The organism is Streptomyces sp. NPDC039423, from assembly GCF_055598725.1.
In genome coordinates this window covers 71467-94943 of the sequence record NZ_JBVKAH010000014.1, presented here as the reverse complement: position 1 = coordinate 94943, position 23477 = coordinate 71467, and the positions used below count along the sequence as shown (strand labels likewise).

Below are 23477 nucleotides of genomic sequence, written 5' to 3'. Positions count from 1 at the left end.
TGTAGGCGCCTTCCAACCGGTCGTTCGCACCCTTGGCTTGACCCACGGTGGTACCCCCCCCACACGCCACTGCAGGACGGAACCCCCCCGTCCGGCACGACCGGACGGGCCGGTCCCGTCGCATCGGGGGCGGCGGCCGGGCGCCGGTGGGCGCCGGGCCGGGGGCAACACGGGCGCCGGCGGTGGAAAAAGTTCGCGGTGGGCGGCAACCCCCGCGCGACTCGCGCGTCGTGCGGGGGTGAAGGGCGTGATCCCGCGCCCCCGTACCCAGTCGGGAGAACCACCGTGCCCCATCTGAAGCGCGCAGTCGTCACCGTCGCCGTCGCCGGCGCACTCACCGCCGTCGCCGTGCCCGCCCGGGCGTCGGCGGGACCGGCCGCCACGCCCTCGGCCGCGCCCTCCCCGGTCACCTCCGCCGTGCCCTCGGCGGCCCCGTCCCCCACCACCAGCGCCCGGCCGGGCACCCCCGCACCGGCCGCTCCCACCCCCGCCCCCGTCACCACCAGCGTGCTGCCCACCGCTCCTCCGACCTCCGCGCCGACCTCCGCGCCGACCCCCGCACCGACCGCCACCCCGACCCTCCCGCCCTCGCCGGCCGCCAGCGTGCCGCCGGGCGCCACCCCGCCGCCCGGGGCCGCACGGCCCTCCGCCGGCCCCGAACTCGCGCACACCGGCGGCTCGGGCGCCACGGACGCCGCCATCGGGGCGGGGGCCGCCGGGCTGATCGCGCTGGGGGCCGGGACCGTGTTCGTGGTGCGGCGGCGCTCGCTCCGCTGACGTGCTCGCCCTGAGGAACCCCGTGCCGCACCACGCCCCGCCGCTGTTCCACCCCGCCGTGCACCGGTTCACCCGGGCACGGCGGGGTGGCGGCCGGGGCGTGCGTGCGGTGTTGCGCGCCCTGCTGCTGCCCCGCGACCGGGCCGCCGCTCCGGCCGGTCACCCGCTCGCGGCCCACCCCGCACCGGCGCCGCACGGGGCGGTGCCGGACCCGGCCGTGACGGACCGGGCGGTGGCGCACGGGGCGGTGCCCCAGGAGCCGCCGCCCACCGTCACCGCCCTCTACCACGCGCACCGCCTCGCCATGGTGCGTCTCGCGGTGCTGCTCGTGGACGACCTGGCCACCGCCGAGGACGTCGTCCAGGACGCCTTCACCGCCCTGTACCGGCGGCACGGCGAGCACATCACCGAGGTCGACAACGCGCTGGGCTATCTGCGCACCGCCGTGGTGAACACCTCCCGTTCGGTGCTGCGGCGCCGCCGGACCGCCCGCGCCTGGACACCGCCCGCCACGGCCGACGTCCCGTCCGCCGAGGAGCACGTGGTGCTAGACGAGGCGCACCGCGAGGTGCTCGCCGCGCTGGGCCGGCTCACCCCGCGCCGCCGCCAGGTCCTGGTCCTGCGGTACTGGGCCGACCTCAGCGAGGCGGAGATCGCCCGGACCCTCGGGATCAGCCGGGGCGCGGTCAAGTCGAACGCCAGCCGCGCCCTGGACGCGCTGGAACGGATCCTGGAGGGACGGATATGACGGCCTACGGGGAACCGGGGCAATGCCCGGAAGCCGGACGCCCCGTGGAGCACCGGCTCCGTCGGGCGCTCGAGGCACGGGCGGAGTCGGTGACCGTACGGGACCTCCGTCCGGCCGCGCCGCCCCGTACCGCCCGCCCGCGGGCGTGGTGGCGGCCGGCCCCGGCGTCCCGGCGCGGTGTCGCGGGCCTGGCCGGCCTCGCGGCCGCGGCCCTGGCGTGCGCGGCCTACCTGGCGCTGACGCCCGGGACGCCCGGCCCCCGGCCCGCCCCGCCCGCCGACCCGCCGGGCATGACCTCCCCCGCTCCCGCCCCGACACCGACCCCGGACCCCGACCCGGTGCCGGGCACCCCCACTCCCGGCACGCCGACGCCCGGCACGTCGTCACCGGGCAGCCCGACACTCGGCGTCCCCGCGCCCGGCACGCCGACACCCGGCACCGGCCCCTCGTCGCCGGATCCGGAACAGGACCCGGGACCGGGCCGGGCTCCGGACCAAAGCGCGTCCCCCAGCCCGGTCCCGAGCACCCCGCGGGCGACCCGGCCGGCCACCAGCCCGCCGCCCCCGAGCACCGCGGAGCCGTCCGCCGCCACCCCTCCCTCCCCCGGAGCCACCGGCTAGGCCATCGACCGCGCCCACCGGAAGCCCCGGCGGGGCAACGCGGTGGCGGGGCCGGCCGGCCGGTGCCGACGGGAGCGCCCGTGGCAGTGGACGAGCAGAAGGACCGGCCCGACCTGGCCGACTGACCCCCGTCACGTGCGGACGATCTCCGCGGCACCGAACGAGACGTCGAAACGGTCGCACCAGATGCTCACGCTCGTGTACGCCGACACATCGAGGTCCGCCGGCAGCGGATAGTTCTGGTCGCCCTTGTTCCCCTTGAGCTGGGCAAGGTTGACGTACTTCCCGTCGTCGAAGAGGCCCCAGCCGGCCTTCCCTTCCTTCACCGGTGCGTCGCTCAGCCACACGCGCAGGTCGGGGCCGTTGCTCGTGTCGAGGCCTTCGAGGCGGAGCGTGTGGGTGCCGTCCGCGAGCCGGACGATCCTCGCCGTGCCGGTCGTCGTGTGTTCGTGACTCACGAACGAGCCCTGCGCCACGGTGGTCGGGCCGGCGGGTGCCGTCGACGGCGTCACGGTCGCGGAGGACGACGGACTCGTGGGCACCGTCCCCGTCGGTGTGGCCGCGGAGGGCAGCGCCTCGTTGACGGTCTCGTCCACCCACAGCGCCCAGGGCTTGAACCACACCAGACCCGCCACCACGATCACCGCGGTGATGGCCACCGCCCCCGCCCACCACTGCTTCTTCGTGACACGCCCCACGGCGCACCTCCTTCGGACAGCACGACTTCTCCAGGCCATCCAACGCGACCGGAGGCGCGGGCGGGAGGTCCGGCCCGATGACGAAAGCCTTACGGCACGGCGCGGCGGCCCCGGAACCCGCGGACGGTCCGTAGCGTCGCGTCCATGCGCGTACTCGTCACAGGAGGAGCCGGCTTCATCGGCTCGCACATCATCGCTTCGCTCCGCCGGGCCGGCCACGAGCCGGTCGTGCTGGACGCCCTGCTGCCCAGCGCGCACCCCACCGCCCCCGACCCGCCCGAAGTGGAGTTCCTGCACGCGGACGTCCGCGACGCCACGAGCACCCGGGTGGCGCTGCGCGGCGTCGACGCGGTCTGCCACCAGGCCGCCATGGTCGGCCTCGGCAAGGACCTCGCCGACACGCCCGCATACGTGAGCTGCAACGACCTCGGTACGGCGGTGCTTCTCGCGGCGATGGCGGACACCGGCGTGCGGCGACTCGTCCTCGCCGGGTCGATGGTGGTGTACGGGGAGGGGAGGTACGAGTGCCCGCGTCACGGAGTCGTCCGGCCCGGCCCCCGCCGCCCGGAGGACCTGGAGGCCGGGCACTTCGAACCGCGTTGCCCCGTCTGCGGCTCCGAGCTCGCGCCCGGCCTGGTCGGCGAGGGCGCGCCGGCCGACCCCCGCAACGTGTACGCCTCGACGAAGCTCGCCCAGGAGCACCTGGCCGCCGCGTGGGCACGATCGGTGGGCGGGACGGCGGTCTCGCTGCGCTATCACAACGTCTACGGGCCCGGGATGCCCCGGGATACCCCGTACGCCGGGGTGGCCTCCCTCTTCCGCTCGGCGCTCGCCCGCGGCGAGGCCCCTCGCGTCTTCGAGGACGGCGGCCAGCGCCGGGACTTCGTCCATGTACGGGACGTGGCGGCGGCCAATGTGCTGGTGCTGGAAGCCGCGGGCGGGCTGCCGGCCGGTGCCCTCACCGCGTACAACACCGGCAGTGGAGACCCGCACACGGTGGGCGGGATGGCGGCGGCGCTGGCCCGGGCGCACGGCGGCCCCCAGCCGGTGGTCACCGGAGAGTTCCGGCTCGGCGACGTGCGGCACATCACCGCGGACTCGTCGCGGCTGCGGCGCGAACTCGGCTGGCACCCGGATGTCGATTTCGACGAGGGAATGGCGGAGTTCGCCCGGGCCGGGCAGCGGGCCTCGGCGGACGGCGCGGTCAGCCGGTGGCCGCGGGCAGGGTGACCTCGAAGCGGCAGCCGCCGGGCACGTTGCGCACCTCGGCGCGGCCCGCGTGCGCTTCGACGATGCCGCGGACGATGGCGAGGCCGAGGCCGGCCCCGGCCGGCGGGGTGCGGGCCTCGGTGCCGCGCCATCCGGTGTCGAATACGCGGTCCAGGTGCTCGTCGGGGATGCCGCCGCAACCGTCCGTGACGGAAAGGACGACGGCGCCGTCCCGGTGTTCGGCGGCCACCGCGACCGTGCCGTCGGCGGGAGTGTGGCGGATGGCGTTGACCAGGAGGTTGGCGAGGACGCGGGTCATCTCCTTGCCGTCCACCTCGACCGGGACGGCCGCGACCCCCTCCCCCAGCAGCCGCACGCCCCGTTCACGGGCGAGCGGGTCGGCGCCGCTCAGGGCGTCGTCGACCAGGTCGTACACGGACATCCGGCTGCGGCTGAGGGTCAGCGCTCCGGCGTGGATGCGGGAGAGTTCGAAGAGGTCGGTGACCATGGCGGTGAGGCGCTCGACCTCGGTGCGGATCCGGCGGTGGTAGCGGGCGGGGTCGGCCGCCATTCCGTCCTCCAGGGCCTCCGCCATCGCCCGCAGTCCCGCGAGCGGGGTGCGCAGGTCGTGGGAGATCCAGGCGACGAGTTCCCGACGGGACGCCTCCAGGGAACGCTCCCGGCGCCGGGAGGCGTCGAGCTTGGCGCTGGTGGCGGCCAGTTCGCGGGTGAGGGCGGCGAGTTCGGCCGTGGCGGCTCCGTCGGGCGCGGAGAAGCTGCCCCCGTCGCCGAAGTCGCGTGCGGCGCGGGCCAGCGCACGGCTGCGGGCCACCACCCACCGGCCGAGGACGAGGGCGGTGCACAGGGACACCAGGGCGGCCATGGCGACCACGACGGTCACCACCCACAGGTCGTGCGCGGACAGGAACATCGCCTGGGCGACGGCGAGTGTTCCCGCGAGCATCGCCGACACCGTCACGGCGGCCACGACGGCGAGGGACACCGCGACCGAGCGGTGGCGTACGAGGCGGAGCGCGACCGCCCCGGCGATTCCGGCGAAGACGGCTCCGGCCAGGGCGAACGCGGCGATGAGCAGGACGTCCTTCATACCGTGGTGTTCTCCGTCCGCTCCGCTTCGAAGCGGTAGCCGACGCCCCACACCGTCCGGATCAGGGACGGCCGGGCCGGGTCGTCCTCGATCTTGGCGCGCAGCCTGCGGACGTGCACGGTCACGGTGGAGAGGTCACCGAAGTCCCAGCCCCACACCCGGCGCATCAGATCCTCCCGGCTGTGCGCCGCGCCGGGGCGCTCCATGAAGTACGTCAGGAGATCGAACTCCCGCAGAGTGAGCGCGAGTTCCACGCCGGCACGGCTGGCCCTGCGGGTCACGGGGTCGACGGACAGGTCACCGGCGCGCAGCACTCCCCGGGACGCGGCCGGAGCCGCCGGGCGGCTGCGGCGTATCACCGATGCGACGCGCAGGACGAGTTCGCGCGGGCTGAACGGCTTGGTGACGTAGTCGTCCGCGCCCACTTCCAGCCCTGTGATGCGGTGCTCCTCGTCCCCACGGGCCGTCAGCATGATCACCGGCACGGGCCCGGCGGACCGCAGCCGGCGGCACACCTCGAGGCCGTCCAGGCCGGGCAGCATCAGGTCGAGGACGACGAGGTCGGGCCACCGCTCTCCGGCTCGGCGCAAGGCGTCGAGGCCGTCGGCCGCGTGTTCGACGGAGAAGCCGGCCCGTTCCAGGTAGCCGGTGACGACCTCGGCGACCGTCGGGTCGTCGTCCACCACCAGGATCCGGCCCCCGCTGTCCGGGACGATGCGCTCACTCATGCCGCACAGCCTCGCATCCGCTCCCGCGCGGCAGCCACGGCCACCCGGCGGACGTCGTGCGCCGTCCGTGTTTCGTAAGGACTTCCAGGGCCCCGAAGCGCCCTGCGATTCCTACGGTGAGAGCCGTGACCACCATGACCGCAGATGTCGTCCTTCCCTGTCTCGACGAGGCCGAGGCCCTGCCGTGGGTGCTGACCCGCATCCCCGCCGGATGGCGGGCGATCGTCGTCGACAACGGCTCCACCGACGGTTCCGCCGCACTCGCGGCCCGCCTCGGTGCCACCGTCGTGCACGAGCCCGGACGCGGCTTCGGCGCCGCCTGTCATGCCGGACTGCTCGCCGCCGAAGCCGAGTTCGTCTGCTTCTGCGACTGCGACGCCTCCCTCGACCCCAGCCTGCTGCCCGGCCTCGCGCGTTCCGTGGCCGACGGCTCCGCCGACCTCGTCCTCGGCCGCCGCCGCCCCACCGCACGCGGCGCGTGGCCGGCCCACGCCCGGGCCGGGAACCTCGCGCTGTCCCGACTCCTCCGCCGTCGCACCGGGCTGCGGCTGCGCGATCTGGGGCCCATGCGGGTGGCCCGGCGCGAGGCGCTCCTCGCTCTCTGTCTCTCCGACCGGCGCAGCGGCTATCCGCTCCAGATGGTCGTCCGGGCCGCCGACGCCGGCTGGCGGGTACGGGAGGTGGACGTGCCCTACCTCCCCCGTGCCGGCCGCTCCAAAGTCACCGGCACCTGGAAGGGCACCTGGCAGGCCGTGCACGACATGCGCCGCGTACTGGACGAGCCGGCGCCGGCCGGTGGTGAGCGCCCGTGACCACCCTCCTCGTCATCGCCAAGCAGCCCGTGCCCGGCCGGGTCAAGACCCGGCTCACTCCACCGTTCCCGCCCGAGGCGGCCGCCGCCCTGGCCGAGGCGGCCCTCGCCGACACGCTCGCCGCGGTTCTCGGGGTCCCCGCCGAGCGGCACGTCCTCGTGCTCGACGGGCAGCCCGGCGCCTGGCTGCCATCAGGGTTCCGGCTCGTCCCGCAGGTGACGGGCGGGCTCGACGTACGGCTCGCCGCCGCGTTCGCCGCCTGTGACGGTCCGGCGCTTCTCATCGGCATGGACACCCCGCAGGTCACCCCCGCTCTGCTGGCCCCGGCTCTGTGCTGGGACACGTGCGACGCGTGGTTCGGCCCCGCGGCGGACGGCGGCTTCTGGGCCCTCGGCCTCGCCTCCCCCGATCCCGCCCTCCTGCTCGGCGTCCCGATGTCCCGCCCCGACACCGGCACCGTCCAGTACGAGCGGCTGCGCGCGGCCGGGCTGCGGATCGGCACCCTGCCCGTGCTGCGGGACGTGGACACCGCCGGGGACGCGCGCCTCGTGGCGGACGGGGCGCCGGGCAGCCGCTTCGCCGCCCTGCACTCCGCGCTGACCGGAACGGCGCCGGCGGGAGCGGGCGCGTGACCGCGACGACGGCCTGGCGCGCCGACCCGTACGGCGACGCCCTGCGCACCGGGCGGGGCCCGCTCTTCCTGCGCCGCGACGACGGATGGCTCCTGCCTCTGGAGGTCGAGCGCTGGTGCGGGGCACCCGACCGCGCGGACCGTTCCGTCCTGGACCGCTGCCTCGGCACGGTCCTCGACGTGGGCTGCGGACCGGGGCGGCTCGTCGCCGCCCTAGGGGGCCGCGCGCTGGGTGTGGACGTCAGCCCGGAGGCGGTCGCCCGCACCGAGCGGCTCGGCGCGACGGCCCTGTGCCGCTCGGTCTTCGACCCGCTGCCTGGCGAAGGACGCTGGGACACGGCCCTGCTCATCGACGGCAACATCGGAATAGGCGGAGACCCCGCCGCTCTGCTGCGCCGCATGCGGCAAGTGGTCGCCGGCTCCGGCCGGGTCATCGCGGAATGCGTGCCCCTGGACGTCGACGAGCGCTGCGAGGTGCGGGTGGACGACGGGCGGGGAGGGCGGGGCGCGCCGTTCCCCTGGGCCCGCACAGGCGTACGCGCGCTGTCCGCGCACGCGGCCGCCACGGGCTGGACGGTGGCCGAACGATGGGACCTGTGGGGCCGTCACTTCGTGGCCCTCACCGGTCGGTCGTCGTCCGGCTCCGCCGAGGGCGCCTCCGCCACCGCCGTACGAGGATCATCGCCACCGCCACCACGACCACCGCCGCGAGGACGATCGCCAGGTTCCGTCCGTACGGCAGCGGCAGCGCGGAGGGGTTCGGCGGCTCCCCCGGCCGGACCAGCAGCGGCAGCGTGACCAGCACCAGGCTCCCCGCCACGACCAGCGCCCCGCGCGCCACGCCCCGCTCGGGACGCCCGGCGAGCAGCAGGCCGACGGCGAGGACCAGCGGGGCGAGGATCCCGTCGTGCAGGACCACCGCCCCGGCCAGCCACACCAGCACGTCCAGCGGATCCGGCTGGTCCGCCACGCGCCACGCCCCGATGCCGATCAGGACGAGCCCCAGACCACCGACCCCGTACCGGAACACGCTCGCCGTCCTCACAGCACCTCCAGACGGTGAACCCACTTGGTCTGGAGCACGCCTGGCCGGCCGGGGGCGATGATCCGCGCGGGGAAGCCGTGGTCGAGGGAGAGGGGCTGCCCGTTGAGGGTCAGTGCGAGGAGCGTGAGCGGATCGTCCGTGTAGTCGGCGCCCATCTCCATCACCCGGTAGGCACCGCTCACCTCCAGCGAGGTCACCCGCACGGCGACGGAGCCGGGCCGCACTCCGGCCCGCTCCACCAAGTCCCGTACCCGCACTCCTCCCCAGTGCGCCTCGACGCTCCAGCCCTCGACGCAGGCGATCGGCAGCCGGACCCGGGTCCGGGGCAGGGCTCGCAGCGCGTCAAGTGACAACGTGTACGCGCGGGGCCCGACGACCTCCAGCCTCCACTCCCCCAGACCGCGCGCCGAGACACCGGCCGCGGCGGCGGTCCGGTTGACGGGCAGGCCCTGCGGGCCGTGATCCGGGTGCCGGGGGGCGAGCAGGTCGAACGCCTTCAGCGGCGTGAAGGACTGCCCCACCGTCGTCAGCGTCACCACACCCACGGCAGCGCCCGCGCCCAGCAGCAGCGAGCGGCGGTCGGGTCCGTCCTCGGCCGGCAACGCCAGCGTCCCTGCCGACCGCCGGCTCCAATGGGCCACGATCTCCGGGGCCTTGACGGCGATGTGGAGCAGGATCGACCCCGCCGCGATCCAGGCGACGGCGAAGTGCACGGGCACGAACGAGAAGGGCCACGGATACCACTCCACGATGTTGAGCAGCCCGGACAGCACCTGGAACACGGCCGAGGCGACCAGGACCGCGACGGACACCCGCTCCAGGGCGTGCCGGACGGACCGGACCGGCGGCCACACGAACAGCCGCGGATACACCGCCCAGAGCTTGGCCAGGAGCAGCACGATCGCCGCCAGTCCCGCGGCGACATGCAGCCCCTGGGTGAGCCGGTAGCCCCAGACCGGCCGGGTGGGCAGATCGTCGGCGAGCGAGGCCGGCGGGTGCTGGAGATAGTGGCTGACGAGGCCGGTCGCGAAGCAGACGGCGAAGGCCACGCCGAGCCACCGGCCGACGGAGGTCGCCGTTCGCGCGTCGTGGAGACGGCCGGTGAAGGCGGGCGGGGCGAACCGCCGCGGCCAGTGCATGCGGGAGGTCATGACGTCCATGACAGCGCCGCTCGCCTCTGTACGGAGGCTTCGACACCTTACGAAACCCGAACGCCCCGACGGGTCGCCCGGCGCGCGGCCGTGAGCGCTGCCAGGCTGCGCCCATGCTCCGTGCCCGCCGACTCGCCGTCACCACCCTCCTGATCGCGGCCCTGACCACCGCCTTGACGGTGCTGCTCCGCGGGGACACCCTCGGGGTCCCTTTCCTGACGGCTTACGCGGCATGCTGGGCGCTGTTCGCGACAGGCGTGGTCGCCCTGCGCCGGGTCCCTGCCCACATGGTCGTCCCGCTCGTGCTCGCGGGAGCGGTCGCCGTCACCGCCACCGGCCTCGTGGCAGCGCCGCGTACCAGCACGGACTCGTACCGGTACGCGTGGGACGGCCGGGTGCAGGCGGCCGGGATCTCCCCGTACGACCACGCCCCCGCCGACCCGGCCCTGGCCCGACTGCGCGACGCGTGGCTCTTCCCCGGCCCCGCCGCCTGTGCGCACGGCCGCGAGCTCGCCGCGCTGGCCGACGGCGGATGCACCCGCATCAACCGGCCGGCCGTCCACACGATCTACCCGCCCGTCGCCGAAGGCTGGTTCCTCCTGGTGCACGCCCTCGCGCCGGCCGACACCCGCCACAAGGCGCTCCAGACCGGCGCCGCCGTCCTGTCCCTCGCGGTGACCGGCCTGCTGGTCGCCGTCCTGCGACGGTGGGGCGATCCCCGGCAGGCCTCCTGGTGGGCCTGGTGCCCGGCCGTCCCCGTCGAGGCCGTCAACAACGCCCACGCCGACGTCCTCGCCGTCCTCTTCTCGGTCGCCGCCCTGGCCGTCGTCGCCCGCCGCCGCGTCACCGGCGGCATCCTGCTCGGCCTCGCCATCGCCGCGAAACTGCTGCCCGCCGTCCTCCTCCCGGGCGCGCTGTCCGGAGTGCGGCGGCCACGGACGATCCTGGCGGTCGTGGCCCCGGCGGTGACGGTCGTCGGGATGCTCTACCTCCCGTACGTCCTGCTCTCCGACGGCTCCGTCCTCGGCTATCTGGGCGGCTACGCACAGGAGGAGGGCTACGACGACGCGGGCGCGGGCAGTCGGTACGCCCTGCTGCGCCTCGTCCTGCCCGACGCGTGGGCGCCCGCCGCCGTCCCGCTCGTCATGACGGCGGCGACGCTCACGGTCTGGTGGCGCGGCGACCCCGAACGCCCCTGGCGCGGGGCCCTGCTCACCACCGGAACGGCCTTCCTCCTCCTGACCCCCGGCTACTCCTGGTACGCACTCCTGCTCGTCGCTCTCGTCGCGCTGGACGGCCGATGGGAGTGGCTGGCCGTCGCCGTCGCCGGCGCCGTCTCCTACCTCGCGGGGCCGGACATCGGGGCCGGGGTGGTGACCGGGGCATACGGAGCGGCGGCACTCATGGCGGGTGCGGGCTCGTGGGCCCGGAGGACCGCTGCCCAAAAACGATCTCGAGGCCGTACCGGATGCTTCCGATACGGCCTCTGACCTGCGTAAAAGCAAGTCGGGACGACAGGATTTGAACCTGCGACCCCTTGACCCCCAGTCAAGTGCGCTACCAAGCTGCGCCACGTCCCGATGCGCGCGTCCGGTGGCTTTCGCCGAGGGGCGGCGCGCAAGAAGAAGATTACCTCACTCCGGGGCGGGGTTCGTGTCGCGGGTCGGGCGGGCGTGGCCGGGGCCGCGCGGGCGGGTGACAATCGGGAGGTGGACAGGACGCGGAGGGACCGGGACGAGGAGGGGCGGGCACGCAACGCGCGTCCCCGGGACGGGCTGGGGCGCCCCCTGCCCTACGGCCGGGAGGGGGTGGAGCGGCAGCCCGAGGGGGTGGTGCGCACGCCCGACGGGACCGTGCGGGACGCCCAGCGACTGCTGGACGCCGGGATGCCCTTCCACGCCCACGAGGTCCTGGAGGACGCCTGGAAGTCCGGCCCGGAGGAGGAGCGGGAACTATGGCGGGGGCTGGCGCAGCTCGCGGTCGGCCTGACCCACGCCGCCCGCGGCAACACGGCGGGCGGCGCGCGGCTGCTGCTGCGGGGCGCGGACCGGATCCTCGCGTTCGGGGACCGTCCGCACGGGATCGACGTGGACGGTCTGGCCGCCTGGGCGCGGGCGCTGGCGGCGCGGCTGGAGGCGGGGGCGGCCGGAGAAGCGTCCGGGGCGGTGGACCCGGCGGCGGAGGCACCACGGCTGCGGGGTTGACGGGGCGGGCGGCCGGTGGGGGCGGGCATGGCGCGGTGCGGTGCGGACGAGCCCGCCTAGGGAGTGTCCGGAAAGTATCGGCGTCCGCCCGGAGGGCGGGGGCCGCGGTGTCCGGGTGCGTGCGATCGCAAGGCGGAGGAGGGAGTCATGGCGGTGGGGGCACCTCCCGTGCCCGAAGGGCTACGAGGGACCATGGCGACCGACGACAACGCCGCGAGCGCGCGTGCAGGACACCGCGGGCCAGGCGAGACTTTGCGGACACGACCTAGGTCGTCCAGGTGACGTGGAGGGTCTCGGGCGAGCGGTGGATGAGGGTGGGCCGCATCCGGGTGGAGTGGTCGGCGGCGAGCGCGAGGTCCGGCAGGCGGCGGGTGAACAGCTCCAGGGTGAGCCGCAGTTGGGCGCGGGCGAGCTGGGAGCCGGGGCAGCCGTGGGTGCCGTGACCGAAGGCGACGTGGCGGACGTGGGGACGGGTGAGATACCGGGTGATGTCGAAGGTGTCGGCGCGTTCGTAGCGGTCCTCGTCGCGGTTGGCGGAGCCGTACGCGACGAAGAGGGAGGCCCCGGCGGGCAGGCGGGTGCCGGCGAGGGTGACGGGGCGGGTGGTGGTGCGGCGGAAGCCCTGCACGGGGCCGTCGTGGCGGAGGGCCTCCTCGACGGCCGCGGGTATCAGCTCGGGCCTGGCCCGGAGGAGTTCCCACTGTCCGGGGTGCGCCAGCAGGTGGAGCAGGGTGGTGCCGATGAGCGCGGTGGTGGTGAGGTGCCCGGCGATGAGGAAGTTCCGGAGGGTGGACACCAGTTCGCCGCGCTGGTCGCGGGTGAGTTCGCCGGCGCCGGGGGCGAGTGAGGCGACGAGGGAGGAGCACAGGTCGTCGCGGGGGTGGGCGCGGCGGTCGCGTACGTAGCCGTCCAGGAGGTGCTGGAGGGCCACGACGTCCTCGGCGGCGGCGACCTGCTCGTCCTCGCCCAGGGGCCGGAACAGCAGTTGTTCGGCGCGGTGTCCGCCGCGTACGGCGAGCGGGACGTCGGCGGGGTCGAGGCCGAGGAGCCGCCCGACGACCGCGCCGGGGAGCCGCTCGGCGTAGGAGGCCATCAGTTCGGTGCGGCCGTGCGCGGCGAAGCCGTCGACCAGGTCGTCGGCGACCTCGGCCGCGTACGGCAGCAGCGCGGTGACGCGGGCGGTGGACAGGCCGCTGTTGAGCGGGGCGCGGTGGCGCCGGTGGGCGGCGCCGTCGGCGGTGACGACGGTCGGGCGGTTGCCCAGGCCCCGGGCGAGGACGGCCAGCGCGGCCGGGCCGGGGACGGCGTCGGGGCGCAGGGCCCCGGCGGAGGAGAAGTCCTCGGGGCGCAGCAGCACCTCGCGGACGTCCGCGTCGCGGGCCACGAGCCAGGCGTCGAGTTCGGGTACGTGCAGGAGGCCTTCGGCCCGCCGGGCGCGCGCGTACAGGGGGTACGGGTCGCGCTGGAGGGCGTCGAGCGCGGCGAACGGCACCGGTGGGGCGGCGGGGACGCGCGGCCGGGCGGACGGCCCTTCGAGGGGTGCGGTGGATAACGCGGGTGGCTCGACTGACGTGGCCGGCGGACCGGCCGGTGGTACGGACGGCCCTTCGAGGGGTGCGGTGGATAACGCGGGTGGCTCGGCCGGGGGTGCGGGCGGCCCTTCAAGGGGCGCGGTGGGGTGGGCCGCCGGGCACGCCGCGGGGGGCACGGGAGGCGTCGGGGGGCCGGTGGGGGTGGTGGGGTTCATGCGGCGCCTCCGGACGGCAGGGTGGGGAGCACGGGCGGTCCGGCCATGGTGCCCCAGGCGCGCGGCGGCGGGAAGACGGCGGGGTGGCCGTCAGGAGCCGGCGGGGGCGATCCCGAGGGCCGGGAGGATCACCGCTTCGACGTAGGCGGGCAGGGCGTCCTCCTCGCCGAACCGGTCCTCGAAGAGCCGCTCGATACGCAGGACGCCCAGGAAGCCGGGGGCGACGAAGGCGATGGCCGGGTTGTCGGCGGCGATCTCGCCGCGTTCGACACCGCGGCGCAGCATCGCGTCCAGGGCGGCGACCTCCGGGGCGATGACCGTCTCGCGCAGCGCCCGGCGGAGGTCCGGGTGCTGGAGGTAGGCCTGGCCGACGGCTTCCATCAGCTCGGTGTCGCGGCCCCGGCGCCCGGCGGCGGCGACCGCGGCCGCCCGCAGGTCGCCCGCCAGGGAGCCGGTGTCGATACCGGTGAACAGGCTGCACCGGCTCTTGTCCAGCGCCGCGGTCACCAGCTGGGACTTGGTCTTCCACTGGCGGTAGAGGGTGGCTTTACCGCACTTCGTGCGGGCGGCGACACCCTCCATGGTCACGGCGTCGTAGCCGCCCTCGCGCAGCAGGTCGAGCACCGCCCCGTACAGCTCCTGTTCGCGCTCCGGGCTGATCCTGCTGCGGCGCGCGGCGGCCGTGGCGGCCTGCGTGGACATCGGTTCCTCCACGGGTGCGGGCGGTGTCTGTGCATGTACGAGAGTAAGCGCCGGGCAATCGAGACGCAAACGTCTCGATACGCTTGCGTCTCGATAGGATCGGATCTACGCTTTCACTCGTTTGCTTCCGTTTTGATCTGCGAATGAGGCCGGAGAATGGCTACCGGGACCGCCGGGATACGCCCTGCCGAGCCGGAGACGACCGATGTGCCGCGGCCGCCCCTGGTCCGGGAACTGGTGCTGGTGACAGCGCTGTTCCTCGTATACAAGTGCGGCCGGCTCGTCGCGAACGGGCACGAGGCGCGGGCCTTCGGCAACGCCGGCCGGGTGTGGGACCTGGAGCGGGCCGTCCACCTGCCGGGTGAGGGCGGCGTGCAGGACCTGCTGCTGCACGGCGGGGCGGTCGTCCGGGCCGCCAACGCCTACTACGCGTGGATCCACTTCCCGGCCACCGTGGCCTTCCTGGTCTGGCTGTACTGGCGCCGGCCCGGCCACTACGTCTGGGCGCGCCGCGTACTGGCACTGCTGACCGCCGCGGCACTCGCCCTCCACCTGCTCGTCCCGCTCGCCCCGCCACGCATGCTGGCGGAGTCGGGGCTCGTCGACACCGCGCGGGTCTACGGGCCCTCCGTGTACGGCGCCGCTCCGGCGGCGGACGGCATGGCCAACCAGTTCGCGGCGATGCCCTCGCTGCACTTCGGCTGGGCGCTGATGGTGGCGGTCGGGCTGATCGCCGCCACGCGCGGCCGGTGGCGGGCGCTGTGGCTGCTCCATCCGCTCATGACCCTCCTGGTGGTGGTCGGCACGGCCAACCACTACTGGCTGGACGCGCTGGTGGCCACGGTGCTGCTGGGCGCGGCTCTCGCCCTGGTGCGGGTGTCGTCGGCCGGGTGGCGGACGGCTCCGCCGGTGGCCCGGGCGGTGTTCCGATGAGGGCCACGGTGCTGGCCGTCCTCCTGTCGCTGGCCTCCGCCGCCGGGTACGCCCTGGCCGCGGTCGTCCAGGCGCGGCTGGCCGGGGGTGCCGGGGGCACCCGGGCGCTGCTGGCCCGGCCGCTGTGGTGGTGGGCGGTGGGGCTGAACGCGGCCGGGGCGCTCACCCATGTGGCGGCGCTGCACTACGGGCCGCTCACGCTGGTCCAGCCGCTCGGCGCCCTCACGCTGGTGGCGGCGCTGCCGGTGGGGGCGGCCTACGAGCGGCGGCGGGTGACCCGGACGGAGTGGCGCGGCGCGCTGTGGACGCTGGGCGGGCTGCTCGGCCTGGTCGCGGTGGTGGGTCCGGCCACGCCGGGCGACGCGCTGTCGCTGCCGGAGGCCCTGGCGGTGGCCGCGGTGACGGCGGCCGGGATCGCCGGGCTGGTGCGCCGCGCGGGCCGTGGCCTGCGGCTCGCCACGGCGGCGGGGATCTCGTCGGGCGTGGCGTCGGCGCTGACGCAGACGCTGACGGCCTCACTGGCGCGGGAACTGCCCGGCGGGCCGCTGACCTGGTGGCAGACGGCGCTGGTGGCCGTGCTGGTGTCGGTGTTCGCCACGGGCGGGCTGCTGCTGTCCCAGGCGGCGTTCCGGGGCGGGCTGGCGGCGCCGCTCGCGGTGGTGAACCTGGCGAACCCGGCGGCGGCGGCCGTCATCGGGGTGGCGCTGCTGGGCGAGACGTTCCGGGCGGGCCCGGTCGGCTGGCTGGTGGCGGCGGCCGCCGGGGCGGTGGCGGCGCGCGGGGTACTGCTGCTGACGGCCGGTCACCCGGCGCCGGTGCCCGCGCCCCGGGCGCCGGAGCCGGATCCGAGCCCGGTCACGCCGTGAGCCGCTCCACGAGCACGGCCGCGTGGCTGCGGTCGGGCTCCTTGGCGGCGGTGAGCAGGGTGAGCGGGCCCTTCCGGGCGAGCGTGCGCAGCCGGTCGAGGGCTTCGGCGGCCTCCGGCTCGGCGAGCTCGGCCTCGTAGCGGCGCCGGAACTCCTCGTACGCGTCGCCCTCGGCCGCGTGGTACCAGCGCCTGAGCTCGGTGGAGGGGGTCAGGGACTTGGGCCACTCGTCGACGTGCGCGTCCGCCTTGGACAGGCCGCGCGGCCAGAGCCGGTCGACGAGGACCCGCACCCCGTCGCCGGGGTCGGCGGGGTCGTAGATGCGGCGGATCTTCGGGCGGGAAGCGGCTCGCGTCATGTCTCCAGGCTAGAGGTGGCCGCACCATATCGGCGTCCGCCCGGAGGGCGCGGGGCGCGGTGTCCGGTGCGTCCGCCCGGAGGGCGCGGGGCGCGGTGTCCGGTGCGTCCGCCCGGAGGGCGCGGGGCGCGGTGTCCGGTGCGTGCGGTCGCACGCGGAGGAGAGAATCCCCGGGGCGGGCGGCTCGGGCCCCGGCGGCGGGGCCCCGGCCGGGGGCCGGCCGGGGACCCCGCTCGACGGTGCGGTGGGTCAGGCGCGCTGCCACAGGTGGGCGGTGGCGGAGGGCAGCCGGCCGGGCTGCGCCTGGTGCGACTGGAGACACCGGTAGGTGGCGCCGTCGTAGGAGACCCGGTCGCCGGCGCGGTACACCTTGCCCGCCGCCCAGGCGCCGCCCGCCTTGCCGGTGTCGCCCGGGTCGGCGGCGCTGGTCTTGAGCGTCAGCCCGTACTCCGCGAGCACCGGGTTCACGGGCTGGTGGAAGGTGGTGCCGCCGTCCTTGCAGTTGCCGGAGCCGCCGGAGGTGACGCCCTGGGCCTGCGTCCCGGAGACGTACGGGCCGCCCGAGTCGCCCGGCTCGGCGCAGACGGTGGTGCGGGTGAGGCCCTTCACGGTCCCCTGGATGTACGACACGCTGGTGTCGTGCTGCTCGATGGTGCCGCAGTGCCAGCCGGTGGTGGAGCCCGAGCGGCAGATCGACGCGCCGACGAGGGCCTCGGTGGAGCCGGCGACCTCGACGTTCTGGTCGCCCTGGCCCTTGACGTGGGCCGTGGCCGTCCACTCGGCGTTGGCGGCCACCCAGGCCATGTCCTTGCCCGGGAAGGTGGACGCCTTGAAGGCGCCCTGGGCCACCTTGTTGTGCCCCATGGTGGCGGCTCCGGTCTGGCCGCAGTGCCCGGCCGTGGCGAAGCCCTGCTGGTCGCCGGAGACCACGGCGAAGCCCACGGAGCAGCGGCTGGTGCCGATGTAGAAGGCGTCGCCGCCGCGGATCTCGTGCCCGAGCGGGCGCGGCCGCTCGGTCGTGTTCCGCACGCGCACCAGGTCGCGCTCGACACCGGTGGCGGTGAGGAACACGTCGGCGGCGGTCTCCTTCGAGGCCTCCAGGACCACCGAGTTGGTGCGGAGGTCGACGTACCAGACAGGGGCGTCGGTGGTCTTGGTGCGCACCGAGCCCTTGTCGAGCTTGGCCTTGGCCGCCTCCAGTCTGCCGAGCCCGTGCCGGACCACCTTCGCCTCGGCGCCGCCGGCCTTGATGGCGGCGGTGTCGGCGGCGTCGGTGGTGGCGACGGTGAGGGTGGCGGAGACGGGTCCGCTCACCCAGGCCCCGGCGAACCGGTCGCCGAGGGTGTTGCGGAGCCGGCCGGCGCGGGCACCCGCCTCGGCCTCGTTCTTGAGCCGGGTCTCGGCCTGTTCGCGGGTCAGGCCGAGGTCCCGCTGCATGGCGTCGAGCAGGGCGGGGGACGGTTTGCCGGAGCCGGGGCTGCCGGACGCCGTGGGCGTCGACGGCGGCGCGGGCGCCTCGGCGGCGACCGCGCCGGGCGGACCGGCCAGCACGAGCGCGCCGACGGCGGTGAGGGCGGCGCACGCGGCTGTGGCGTGTCTGTGGAGCATCGGGTGTCACCTCTGTTCGGGGGTCTCTTCCGGGGAAGACGTGCCGAACCACAGGTGTTTCCGACGGACCGTCGGAGAATGTCGAATTAACGTTTCTTCGGCTTTACGGGAGACACGGGCGCCCGCCATGCGGCGTAACGCCCGCCCCCGGGTCACCCTTCTCGCGCCGGTTCCATGAGCTGCCGCCACAAGGCCAGCTCCGCGTCGCTCGGCGGGAGGTCCGGCCGCAGCCGCTCCGGATGGCCGTGCGGCGGCGGCCGCAGCGGGGGCCGGGCCTCCAGCGGCGGGGGCATCGGTACGCCCAGCCACAGCCACCCGGCGGCGGCCAGCGCGTCGTAACAGCCGCGCAGGAACCGTGTGATCACCCTCATGAGCGCAGCGCCGGCGCCGGTTCGCGGTGTCCGGCCGCCCCGGCCCCCGCGGCCGGGACGGCGTCCTCCTCGTCGCTCCAGGTCCACAGCCGGGACACCGCGTCCATGTCGAGGTCGTGGCCCTCGGTCCAGATCCGCGCCGCCGCGGTGAGCACCGACTGGCGGTCGGCCTCCGCCGTGCCCCCGCGGGCCGGCAGCAGCGGGGAGACCGCGCTGGCGCCGAGCCGGACGGCCCGGTGGCGGCGGGCGAACGCGGTGAGCGTCTGGCGCGGCCCCGCCTCGATGAGGAGGACGTCCTCGATGGCGACGAGCTCCTCCAGCGCCGCGCGGAAATGGACGGTGTCGGTGATCTGGCGGGCCCAGAAGCGGGGGCTCAGCGCCTCCTCCGGGCGCATCAGCGCCCCCGTGTAGCCGGAGTACAGCGGCAGCACCGGCTCCCGGAACGGGATGCGGCGGTAGTCGGCCTCCACCGCGTCGGACGCGGGGGCCATCGCCGGGGAGTGGAAGGGGCTCGTCGCGGGCACCGTGACCACGGTGAACCCGTCCGCCCGCAGCCGGGCCGCGGTGGCGGCCAGCGGCCCCGCCGAACCGGCGAGCATGACCTGCTGGGCGGTGTTGACGGCCGCGATGGCGACGTCGGCGTTCAGATAGGGGCGCAGCCGGTCCTCGCTCGCGGCGACGGCCAGCATGCCGCCCTCCGGTATCCGCACCGCCTCCCGGACCCGCGACATGACCATGGTGACCGCGTCGGGCAGCGACACGACACCGGCCATGACCGCGGCGACCAGCTCGCCGGCGCTGTGCCCGAGCAGGGCGGCGGGGCGCACGCCCCACCCGAGGACCATCCGGCCCAGGGCGTAGTCGACCGCGAACAGCAGCGGCTGGGCGCGCCGTACGTCGTCGATGGGGACGCGCGGCTCGCCGGGGGTGAGCCAGTCCTCGCGGATCCGGTCCCCCTCGTCGCCCATGTGGGCGAGGACGGCGTCGACGGCGGCGGTGAACACCGGTTCCCGGCGGTACAGGCCGCGGGCCATGCCGGTGTGCTGGGAGCCCTGGCCGGGGAAGAGCAGGGCGACCGGGCGGGGCCGGTCGGCGCGTACCGCCGTGGCCTTGTGGACGGTCCCGGCGGCGAGCGCGGCGACCGCGACGGCCGCTCCGCGCACGGGCCCCGGGGGCGTGCCGCAGGGCACGGCGGTCGGCAGGGCGGGGAACGCCTCGCTGTGCAGTCCGCTCAGCAGGGGCAGCAGTTCGCCGCGCACCCGGACCTCGTCGTCGGCGTCCCGGCCCGACCAGAGCAGCAGCCGGTGCCGCTCGGGGGCGGTGGCGCGGTGTCCGTGGTACAGCGGGCGCAGCGGCGGGGTCGCGTCCTCGTCGCCGTCGGCCGGGTCCAGGACGCCGAGGACGCGGTCGGCGTCGGCGATCGCCTCGGCGGCCCGTTTGACCGCGTACACGGTGATGGTGTGCGGGTCCGGTTCGCCGAACCCGGCGACCATGGCGAAGTCGGCCCCGCCGCTGAGGAGTTCGTGGTGGGCCAGGCGCAGGGCGCGGCCGGGGGTGAGCGCGGTGCGGACGGTGAAGCCCTCGTGCTCGGGCCCGAGGTCGGGGTCGAGCGCGGCCGCGCCGATGTAGACGACGGTACGCACGGGGAGTTGGCCGGGCGGCCGTCCGAAGGCGCGGAGCACCGCCGAGACGGCGGCGGCCGAGGCCACGCTCTGGGTGCGTTGCTCGTGGGCGGGGCCGGGGCTGACGACGAGTCTCCGGATGACCGCGCTGTACGACGTGAGCGACATGCTTCCTCCTCGTGGCCGCGGCTCCGGCCGCTGACGCAGTGCGTTGCATGGCGTTGCATGGCGTTGCTGGGTGGGGGGCGGCCGCCCCGCTACGGGGGATGTTCGCGGGGCGGCCGCGTTCGGGGGCCGGGCCTAGGGAGTGTCCGGAAGGTATCGGCGTCCGCCCGGAGGGCGGGGGCCGCGGTGTCCGGTGCGTGCGATCACAAGGCGGAGGAGGGAGTCGATGCGGAGCATCGGCGACCGACGACAACGCCGCGAGCGCGCGTGCGGGACACCGCGGGCCAGGCGAGACTTTCCGGACACGGCCTAGGCGGCGGAGCCCTGGCCGGCGTTGATGAGGGCGAGGAGCGCCCCCGGGGTCTCCGCGTCGACGACGGCGTCGTCCGGGATGGCGATGCCGTACTCGCGCTGGATCTGGCCTATGACCTGGAGCAGGGCGAGGGAGTCGTAGCCGAGGTCCATGAAGGGGGTGTCGATGACGTCGCCGTCCAGGTCGATGCCCTCCTCCTCACCGGCGCTCTCGCGGAGCATGCGGGTCAGGTCGGCCAGGGTGACGGTGGTGGTCGTCGTGGTCATGGTCGGTGCCGTCCTCTCGTAGAACTACTCGGGTGGTGACTGCCGAACCCCTGCCGGTCCTGAGACGTGCGTCCGGCGGGAGCTGTGTCGTGGGGGGTACGTCGTGGGGGTGTGCCGGCCGGTGCCCGGACCCGGCGGTCCGGGCGGGCCCGGTGCGCGGTGACCGGCCGGCGCGGTGACCGGAGCGCGGCCGCGGGGCGCGCGGCGCCGGCGCGGTGTGCGTCCGGCGCCGTGCGCGGCCGTCAGGAGGCGCGCCGGACGACGAGCGCGGCGTTGAAGCCGCCGTGGCCGCGGGCGAGCACCAGGGCGGTGCGCAGCCGGGCCTCCCGGGCCTGTCCGGTGACGAGGTCGATCCGGTGCTCCGGGGAGGCCTCGGTCACATGGGCGGTCGGGGGGATCACCCCGTCGCGCAGGGCGAGCAGGGCGGTCGCCACGTCCAGTGCCGCGCCGCCGGCGAGCAGCCGCCCCGTCATGGTCTTGGGGGCGGTCACCGGTACGCCGTGCGGTCCGAAGAGCCCGGTGAGGGCCTCGGCCTCGATGCGGTCCAGCGCGGGGGTCCCGGCGGCGTCGGCGAAGACGACGTCGATGTCGGCCGGGCTGAGGCCGGCGTCGGCGATGGCGTACTCCGCGGCCCGTCGCAGGCCCGGCGGACGGCCGGAGCCGGGGGCCGGGTCGAGGGTCGCCGCGTACCCGGCGACCTCACCGTAGACCTGGCCGGCGCCGCGCTCGCGGGCCGAGTGCTCGTCCTCGACGATGAGGATCGCGCCGCCCTCGCCCGGCACGTACCCACTGGCGTCGGACGCGAAGGGCAGGTAGGCCCGCGCCGGGTCGTCGACCGTGCTCATCAGGCCGGAGGCGATCTGCGGCACCCAGCCCCAGGGGCAGATGGCCGCGTCGACACCGCCGGAGATGACCGCCGGGAAGCCCTTGCGGACGTGGCGGCGGGCCTGTCCGATCGCGTCGATGCCGCCGGCCTGCTCGGTGAGCAGCACACCACTCGGTCCGCGCAGCTTGTGACGGATGGAGATCTGGCCGGTGTTGACGGCGTAGAACCAGGCGAAGGACTGGTACGCGCTGACGTACTCCTTGCCCTTGCTCCACAGGTTCTCCAGCTCGCGCTGGCCGAACTCGACGGCCCCTCCGGACGCCGAGGTCACCACGCCGATGCCGAACTCGGGCATCTCCTCCGGGTTGATGCCGGCGTCGGCCAGGGCCCAGTCCGCCGCCGTCAGGGCGAGGCGGGTCATGTGGTCGGTCTGCGGCATCAGCCGGCTGGGGATGTGCTCCTCGGCCACGTAGTCGGACACCTCGCCCGCGATGCGGGAGGGGTACTGGCCGGCGTCGAAGCGGGTGACCGGGCCCAGACCGGACTCACCGGCGAGGGTGGCCTTCCAGAACTCCTCGGTTCCCAGCCCGTTGGGGGCGGTGACGCCGAGGCCGGTCACCACCGTTGCCGTGGTCATGCGGTTCTCCTCTCCGGGCGGGCCAGCACCATGGCGCTCTGGAATCCGCCGAAGCCGCTGCCGACGCTGAGGACCACGTCGGTCTTCTTCTCGCGGGCGGTCAGGGGGATGTAGTCGAGGTCCAGCTCGGGGTCGGGCTCGTGGAGGTTGGCGGTGGGCGGCAGCACACCGTGCTCCATGGCCAGGGCGCACGCGGCGATCTCCAGGGAGCCGATCGCGCCGAGGGAGTGCCCGATCATCGACTTGATGGAGCTGATCGGCGTGCGGTACGCGTGGTCCCCGAGGCTGCGCTTGAACGCGCCGGTCTCGTGGCGGTCGTTCATCTTGGTGCCGGAACCGTGGGCGTTGATGTAGTCGACCGAGTCCGGGGCGAGGGCCGCCTCGCCGAGGGCGACGTCGATGGCCTCGGCCATCTCGCGGCCGTCGGGCTTGAGCCCCGTCATGTGGTACGCGTTGCAACGGGAGGCGAATCCCGCGATCTCCGCGTAGATGTGGGCGCCGCGGCGGCGGGCGCTCTCCAGCTCCTCCAGGACGAGGATGGCGGCGCCCTCCCCGAGGACCAGGCCGCTGCGGGTCCGGTCGAAGGGCCGGCAGGCGCTCTCCGGGGTGTCGTTGCGGGGGGTGGTGGCGTGGATGGCGTCGAAGCAGGCCGAGGTGATCGGGGAGATCGGGGCCTCGGTGGCGCCGGCGATCATCACGTCGGCGGTGCCCTCGCGGATCAGGTCCACGGCGTGCCCCAGCGAGTCCAGGCCCGAGGTGCAGCCGGTGGAGACCACGGCGGCCGGTCCCTCGGCGCCGGCGGCGCGGCCCACCTCGGCGGCCATCGAGCTGGGCACGAAGTGCCGGTACAGCTCGGGGACCGCGTACTCGTGGTCCACGTTCCACTTGCGGCCGCCGTCGCTGACCACGACGTACTCCCGCTCCAGGCTGGTGGTGCAGCCGACCGCGCTGCCCAGCGAGGTGCCGACCCGGCCCGGGTCGAGGGCGGTGATGTCGAGGCCGCTGTCGGCGAGCGCCTCGCGGGTGGAGACGACCGCGAACTGGGCGGCCCGGTCGAGCCTGCGGATCTCCTGAGGGCTGAGCCCCGCGGCCGCCGGGTCGAAGTCGCACTCGGCGGCGACCTGCGAGCGGAACGGGGAGGGGTCGTAGAAGGAGATCCGGCGGGTGGCGGTACGCCCCGCCGTGAGGAGGTCCCAGTACTCCTTCACGCCGACCCCGCCGGGGGCCACGACGCCCAGTCCGGTGATGGCGACTCTGCGCATGCCGCTACCTCGCCTTCGACGGGGCCGAATGCCCCAACGGGCACCTGCCGGATGGAACTGTGCGGGCCAC

At 75.4% G+C, this 23477-nt stretch carries 23 protein-coding genes and 1 tRNA gene; 10 read left to right on the top strand and 14 right to left on the bottom strand.

Features of this window, described 5'->3' with window-relative positions; translation table 11 throughout:
- Positions 1-285: 285 nt before the first annotated feature.
- Positions 286-777: a hypothetical protein gene (locus ACZ7LK_RS30945; protein ID WP_471144530.1), complete on the top strand. Its 492-nt coding sequence runs from the start codon at positions 286-288 to the stop codon at positions 775-777.
- A gap of 22 nt (positions 778-799) precedes the next feature.
- Positions 800-1525, top strand: coding sequence for an RNA polymerase sigma factor (locus tag ACZ7LK_RS30940; RefSeq protein WP_471144529.1), 726 nt, complete (start codon positions 800-802; stop codon positions 1523-1525).
- A gap of 751 nt (positions 1526-2276) precedes the next feature.
- On the opposite strand, the gene ACZ7LK_RS30935 is transcribed toward ACZ7LK_RS30940, so the two are convergent.
- Positions 2277-2843: a DM13 domain-containing protein gene (locus ACZ7LK_RS30935; protein WP_471144528.1), complete on the bottom strand. Its 567-nt coding sequence runs from the start codon at positions 2841-2843 to the stop codon at positions 2277-2279.
- Between the two features lie 144 nt (positions 2844-2987).
- Between ACZ7LK_RS30935 and ACZ7LK_RS30930 the strand changes: the two genes are divergently transcribed.
- Positions 2988-4073, top strand: coding sequence for an NAD-dependent epimerase/dehydratase family protein (locus ACZ7LK_RS30930; protein WP_471144527.1), 1086 nt, complete (start codon positions 2988-2990; stop codon positions 4071-4073).
- On the opposite strand, the gene ACZ7LK_RS30925 is transcribed toward ACZ7LK_RS30930, so the two are convergent.
- Both ACZ7LK_RS30925 and ACZ7LK_RS30920 read right to left on the bottom strand, forming a co-directional pair.
- Positions 4048-5160, bottom strand: a complete 1113-nt coding sequence (locus tag ACZ7LK_RS30925; protein ID WP_471144526.1) for a sensor histidine kinase — start codon at positions 5158-5160, stop codon at positions 4048-4050. The genes ACZ7LK_RS30930 and ACZ7LK_RS30925 overlap by 26 nt on opposite strands.
- A complete protein-coding gene (locus ACZ7LK_RS30920) occupies positions 5157-5888 on the bottom strand; it encodes a response regulator transcription factor (protein ID WP_392277500.1) in 732 nt (243 codons plus the stop codon). Before ACZ7LK_RS30920 ends, ACZ7LK_RS30925 begins: the two co-directional genes overlap by 4 nt.
- Positions 5889-6022: 134 nt before the next feature.
- On the opposite strand from ACZ7LK_RS30920, the gene ACZ7LK_RS30915 reads away from it, so the two are divergent.
- Genes ACZ7LK_RS30915 through ACZ7LK_RS30905 form a run of 3 tightly spaced genes read left to right on the top strand, consistent with a single transcriptional unit; the run spans position 6023 to position 8129 of the window.
- Positions 6023-6700 (top strand): glycosyltransferase family 2 protein, encoded by a 678-nt coding sequence (locus ACZ7LK_RS30915; protein ID WP_392277526.1) that lies wholly within the window; start codon positions 6023-6025, stop codon positions 6698-6700.
- Positions 6697-7332 (top strand): TIGR04282 family arsenosugar biosynthesis glycosyltransferase, encoded by a 636-nt coding sequence (locus ACZ7LK_RS30910; RefSeq protein ID WP_392277499.1) that lies wholly within the window; start codon positions 6697-6699, stop codon positions 7330-7332. Before ACZ7LK_RS30915 ends, ACZ7LK_RS30910 begins: the two co-directional genes overlap by 4 nt.
- Positions 7329-8129, top strand: a complete 801-nt coding sequence (locus ACZ7LK_RS30905; RefSeq protein WP_471144525.1) for a class I SAM-dependent methyltransferase — start codon at positions 7329-7331, stop codon at positions 8127-8129. Before ACZ7LK_RS30910 ends, ACZ7LK_RS30905 begins: the two co-directional genes overlap by 4 nt.
- Before the next feature lie 243 nt (positions 8130-8372).
- Here the strand turns inward: ACZ7LK_RS30905 and ACZ7LK_RS30900 are convergent, their stop codons facing one another.
- Positions 8373-9527, bottom strand: coding sequence for a molybdopterin-dependent oxidoreductase (locus tag ACZ7LK_RS30900; protein ID WP_392277497.1), 1155 nt, complete (start codon positions 9525-9527; stop codon positions 8373-8375).
- A 113-nt stretch (positions 9528-9640) separates the two neighbouring features.
- On the opposite strand from ACZ7LK_RS30900, the gene ACZ7LK_RS30895 reads away from it, so the two are divergent.
- A complete protein-coding gene (locus ACZ7LK_RS30895) occupies positions 9641-11017 on the top strand; it encodes a glycosyltransferase 87 family protein (RefSeq protein WP_392277496.1) in 1377 nt (458 codons plus the stop codon).
- A gap of 16 nt (positions 11018-11033) precedes the next feature.
- Here the strand turns inward: ACZ7LK_RS30895 and ACZ7LK_RS30890 are convergent.
- Positions 11034-11107, bottom strand: a tRNA-Pro gene (locus ACZ7LK_RS30890).
- A gap of 129 nt (positions 11108-11236) precedes the next feature.
- On the opposite strand from ACZ7LK_RS30890, the gene ACZ7LK_RS30885 reads away from it, so the two are divergent.
- Positions 11237-11731, top strand: a complete 495-nt coding sequence (locus ACZ7LK_RS30885) for a DUF309 domain-containing protein (RefSeq protein WP_469463939.1) — start codon at positions 11237-11239, stop codon at positions 11729-11731.
- Between the two features lie 265 nt (positions 11732-11996).
- On the opposite strand, the gene ACZ7LK_RS30880 is transcribed toward ACZ7LK_RS30885, so the two are convergent.
- Complete coding sequence (locus ACZ7LK_RS30880) at positions 11997-13223, bottom strand: cytochrome P450 (protein WP_471144524.1); 1227 nt, start codon at positions 13221-13223, stop codon at positions 11997-11999.
- Between the two features lie 345 nt (positions 13224-13568).
- Positions 13569-14180: a TetR/AcrR family transcriptional regulator gene (locus ACZ7LK_RS30875; protein WP_392277494.1), complete on the bottom strand. Its 612-nt coding sequence runs from the start codon at positions 14178-14180 to the stop codon at positions 13569-13571.
- A gap of 156 nt (positions 14181-14336) precedes the next feature.
- Between ACZ7LK_RS30875 and ACZ7LK_RS30870 the strand changes: the two genes are divergently transcribed.
- Together ACZ7LK_RS30870 and ACZ7LK_RS30865 are read left to right on the top strand one after the other, a co-directional pair.
- A complete protein-coding gene (locus ACZ7LK_RS30870; protein WP_471144523.1) occupies positions 14337-15113 on the top strand; it encodes a phosphatase PAP2 family protein in 777 nt (258 codons plus the stop codon).
- Positions 15110-15979, top strand: coding sequence for a DMT family transporter (locus tag ACZ7LK_RS30865; protein WP_392277492.1), 870 nt, complete (start codon positions 15110-15112; stop codon positions 15977-15979). The genes ACZ7LK_RS30870 and ACZ7LK_RS30865 overlap by 4 nt, the downstream gene beginning before the upstream one ends.
- On the opposite strand, the gene ACZ7LK_RS30860 is transcribed toward ACZ7LK_RS30865, so the two are convergent.
- The 7 genes from ACZ7LK_RS30860 to ACZ7LK_RS30830 all read right to left on the bottom strand — a co-directional run bounded on the left by ACZ7LK_RS30860 (position 15969) and on the right by ACZ7LK_RS30830 (position 23407).
- Positions 15969-16337, bottom strand: a complete 369-nt coding sequence (locus ACZ7LK_RS30860) for a DUF488 domain-containing protein (RefSeq protein ID WP_392277491.1) — start codon at positions 16335-16337, stop codon at positions 15969-15971. The two genes, ACZ7LK_RS30865 and ACZ7LK_RS30860, sit on opposite strands and share 11 nt — an antisense overlap.
- Before the next feature lie 249 nt (positions 16338-16586).
- Positions 16587-17945, bottom strand: coding sequence for a trypsin-like serine protease (locus ACZ7LK_RS30855; RefSeq protein WP_392277490.1), 1359 nt, complete (start codon positions 17943-17945; stop codon positions 16587-16589).
- Positions 17946-18097: 152 nt separating this feature from the next.
- Positions 18098-18316 (bottom strand): DUF6059 family protein, encoded by a 219-nt coding sequence (locus tag ACZ7LK_RS30850; RefSeq protein ID WP_392277489.1) that lies wholly within the window; start codon positions 18314-18316, stop codon positions 18098-18100.
- Positions 18313-20106: an acyltransferase domain-containing protein gene (locus ACZ7LK_RS30845; RefSeq protein ID WP_392277488.1), complete on the bottom strand. Its 1794-nt coding sequence runs from the start codon at positions 20104-20106 to the stop codon at positions 18313-18315. Before ACZ7LK_RS30845 ends, ACZ7LK_RS30850 begins: the two co-directional genes overlap by 4 nt.
- 306 nt (positions 20107-20412) lie before the next feature.
- A complete protein-coding gene (locus ACZ7LK_RS30840) occupies positions 20413-20682 on the bottom strand; it encodes an acyl carrier protein (RefSeq protein ID WP_392277487.1) in 270 nt (89 codons plus the stop codon).
- A gap of 242 nt (positions 20683-20924) precedes the next feature.
- A complete protein-coding gene (locus ACZ7LK_RS30835; protein WP_392277486.1) occupies positions 20925-22145 on the bottom strand; it encodes a ketosynthase chain-length factor in 1221 nt (406 codons plus the stop codon).
- Positions 22142-23407 (bottom strand): beta-ketoacyl-[acyl-carrier-protein] synthase family protein, encoded by a 1266-nt coding sequence (locus tag ACZ7LK_RS30830; protein ID WP_392277485.1) that lies wholly within the window; start codon positions 23405-23407, stop codon positions 22142-22144. The genes ACZ7LK_RS30835 and ACZ7LK_RS30830 overlap by 4 nt, the downstream gene beginning before the upstream one ends.
- Positions 23408-23477 lie beyond the last annotated feature (70 nt).

Excerpts from the sequence above, each read along its gene's own strand:
- ACZ7LK_RS30850 (WP_392277489.1), bottom strand. The coding sequence starts at position 18,316 with ATGAGGGTGATCACACGGTTCCTGCGCGGCTGTTACGACGCGCTGGCC.
- ACZ7LK_RS30900 (WP_392277497.1), bottom strand. The coding sequence starts at position 9,527 with ATGACCTCCCGCATGCACTGGCCGCGGCGGTTCGCCCCGCCCGCCTTC.
- ACZ7LK_RS30875 (WP_392277494.1), bottom strand. The coding sequence starts at position 14,180 with ATGTCCACGCAGGCCGCCACGGCCGCCGCGCGCCGCAGCAGGATCAGC.
- ACZ7LK_RS30835 (WP_392277486.1), bottom strand. The coding sequence starts at position 22,145 with ATGACCACGGCAACGGTGGTGACCGGCCTCGGCGTCACCGCCCCCAAC.
- ACZ7LK_RS30870 (WP_471144523.1), top strand. The coding sequence starts at position 14,337 with ATGGCTACCGGGACCGCCGGGATACGCCCTGCCGAGCCGGAGACGACC.
- ACZ7LK_RS30860 (WP_392277491.1), bottom strand. The coding sequence starts at position 16,337 with ATGACGCGAGCCGCTTCCCGCCCGAAGATCCGCCGCATCTACGACCCC.
- ACZ7LK_RS30865 (WP_392277492.1), top strand. The coding sequence starts at position 15,110 with ATGAGGGCCACGGTGCTGGCCGTCCTCCTGTCGCTGGCCTCCGCCGCC.
- ACZ7LK_RS30845 (WP_392277488.1), bottom strand. The coding sequence starts at position 20,106 with ATGTCGCTCACGTCGTACAGCGCGGTCATCCGGAGACTCGTCGTCAGC.
- ACZ7LK_RS30895 (WP_392277496.1), top strand. The coding sequence starts at position 9,641 with ATGCTCCGTGCCCGCCGACTCGCCGTCACCACCCTCCTGATCGCGGCC.
- ACZ7LK_RS30930 (WP_471144527.1), top strand. The coding sequence starts at position 2,988 with ATGCGCGTACTCGTCACAGGAGGAGCCGGCTTCATCGGCTCGCACATC.
- ACZ7LK_RS30920 (WP_392277500.1), bottom strand. The coding sequence starts at position 5,888 with ATGAGTGAGCGCATCGTCCCGGACAGCGGGGGCCGGATCCTGGTGGTG.
- ACZ7LK_RS30855 (WP_392277490.1), bottom strand. The coding sequence starts at position 17,945 with ATGCTCCACAGACACGCCACAGCCGCGTGCGCCGCCCTCACCGCCGTC.
- ACZ7LK_RS30925 (WP_471144526.1), bottom strand. The coding sequence starts at position 5,160 with ATGAAGGACGTCCTGCTCATCGCCGCGTTCGCCCTGGCCGGAGCCGTC.
- ACZ7LK_RS30840 (WP_392277487.1), bottom strand. The coding sequence starts at position 20,682 with ATGACCACGACGACCACCACCGTCACCCTGGCCGACCTGACCCGCATG.
- ACZ7LK_RS30830 (WP_392277485.1), bottom strand. The coding sequence starts at position 23,407 with ATGCGCAGAGTCGCCATCACCGGACTGGGCGTCGTGGCCCCCGGCGGG.
- ACZ7LK_RS30915 (WP_392277526.1), top strand. The coding sequence starts at position 6,023 with ATGACCGCAGATGTCGTCCTTCCCTGTCTCGACGAGGCCGAGGCCCTG.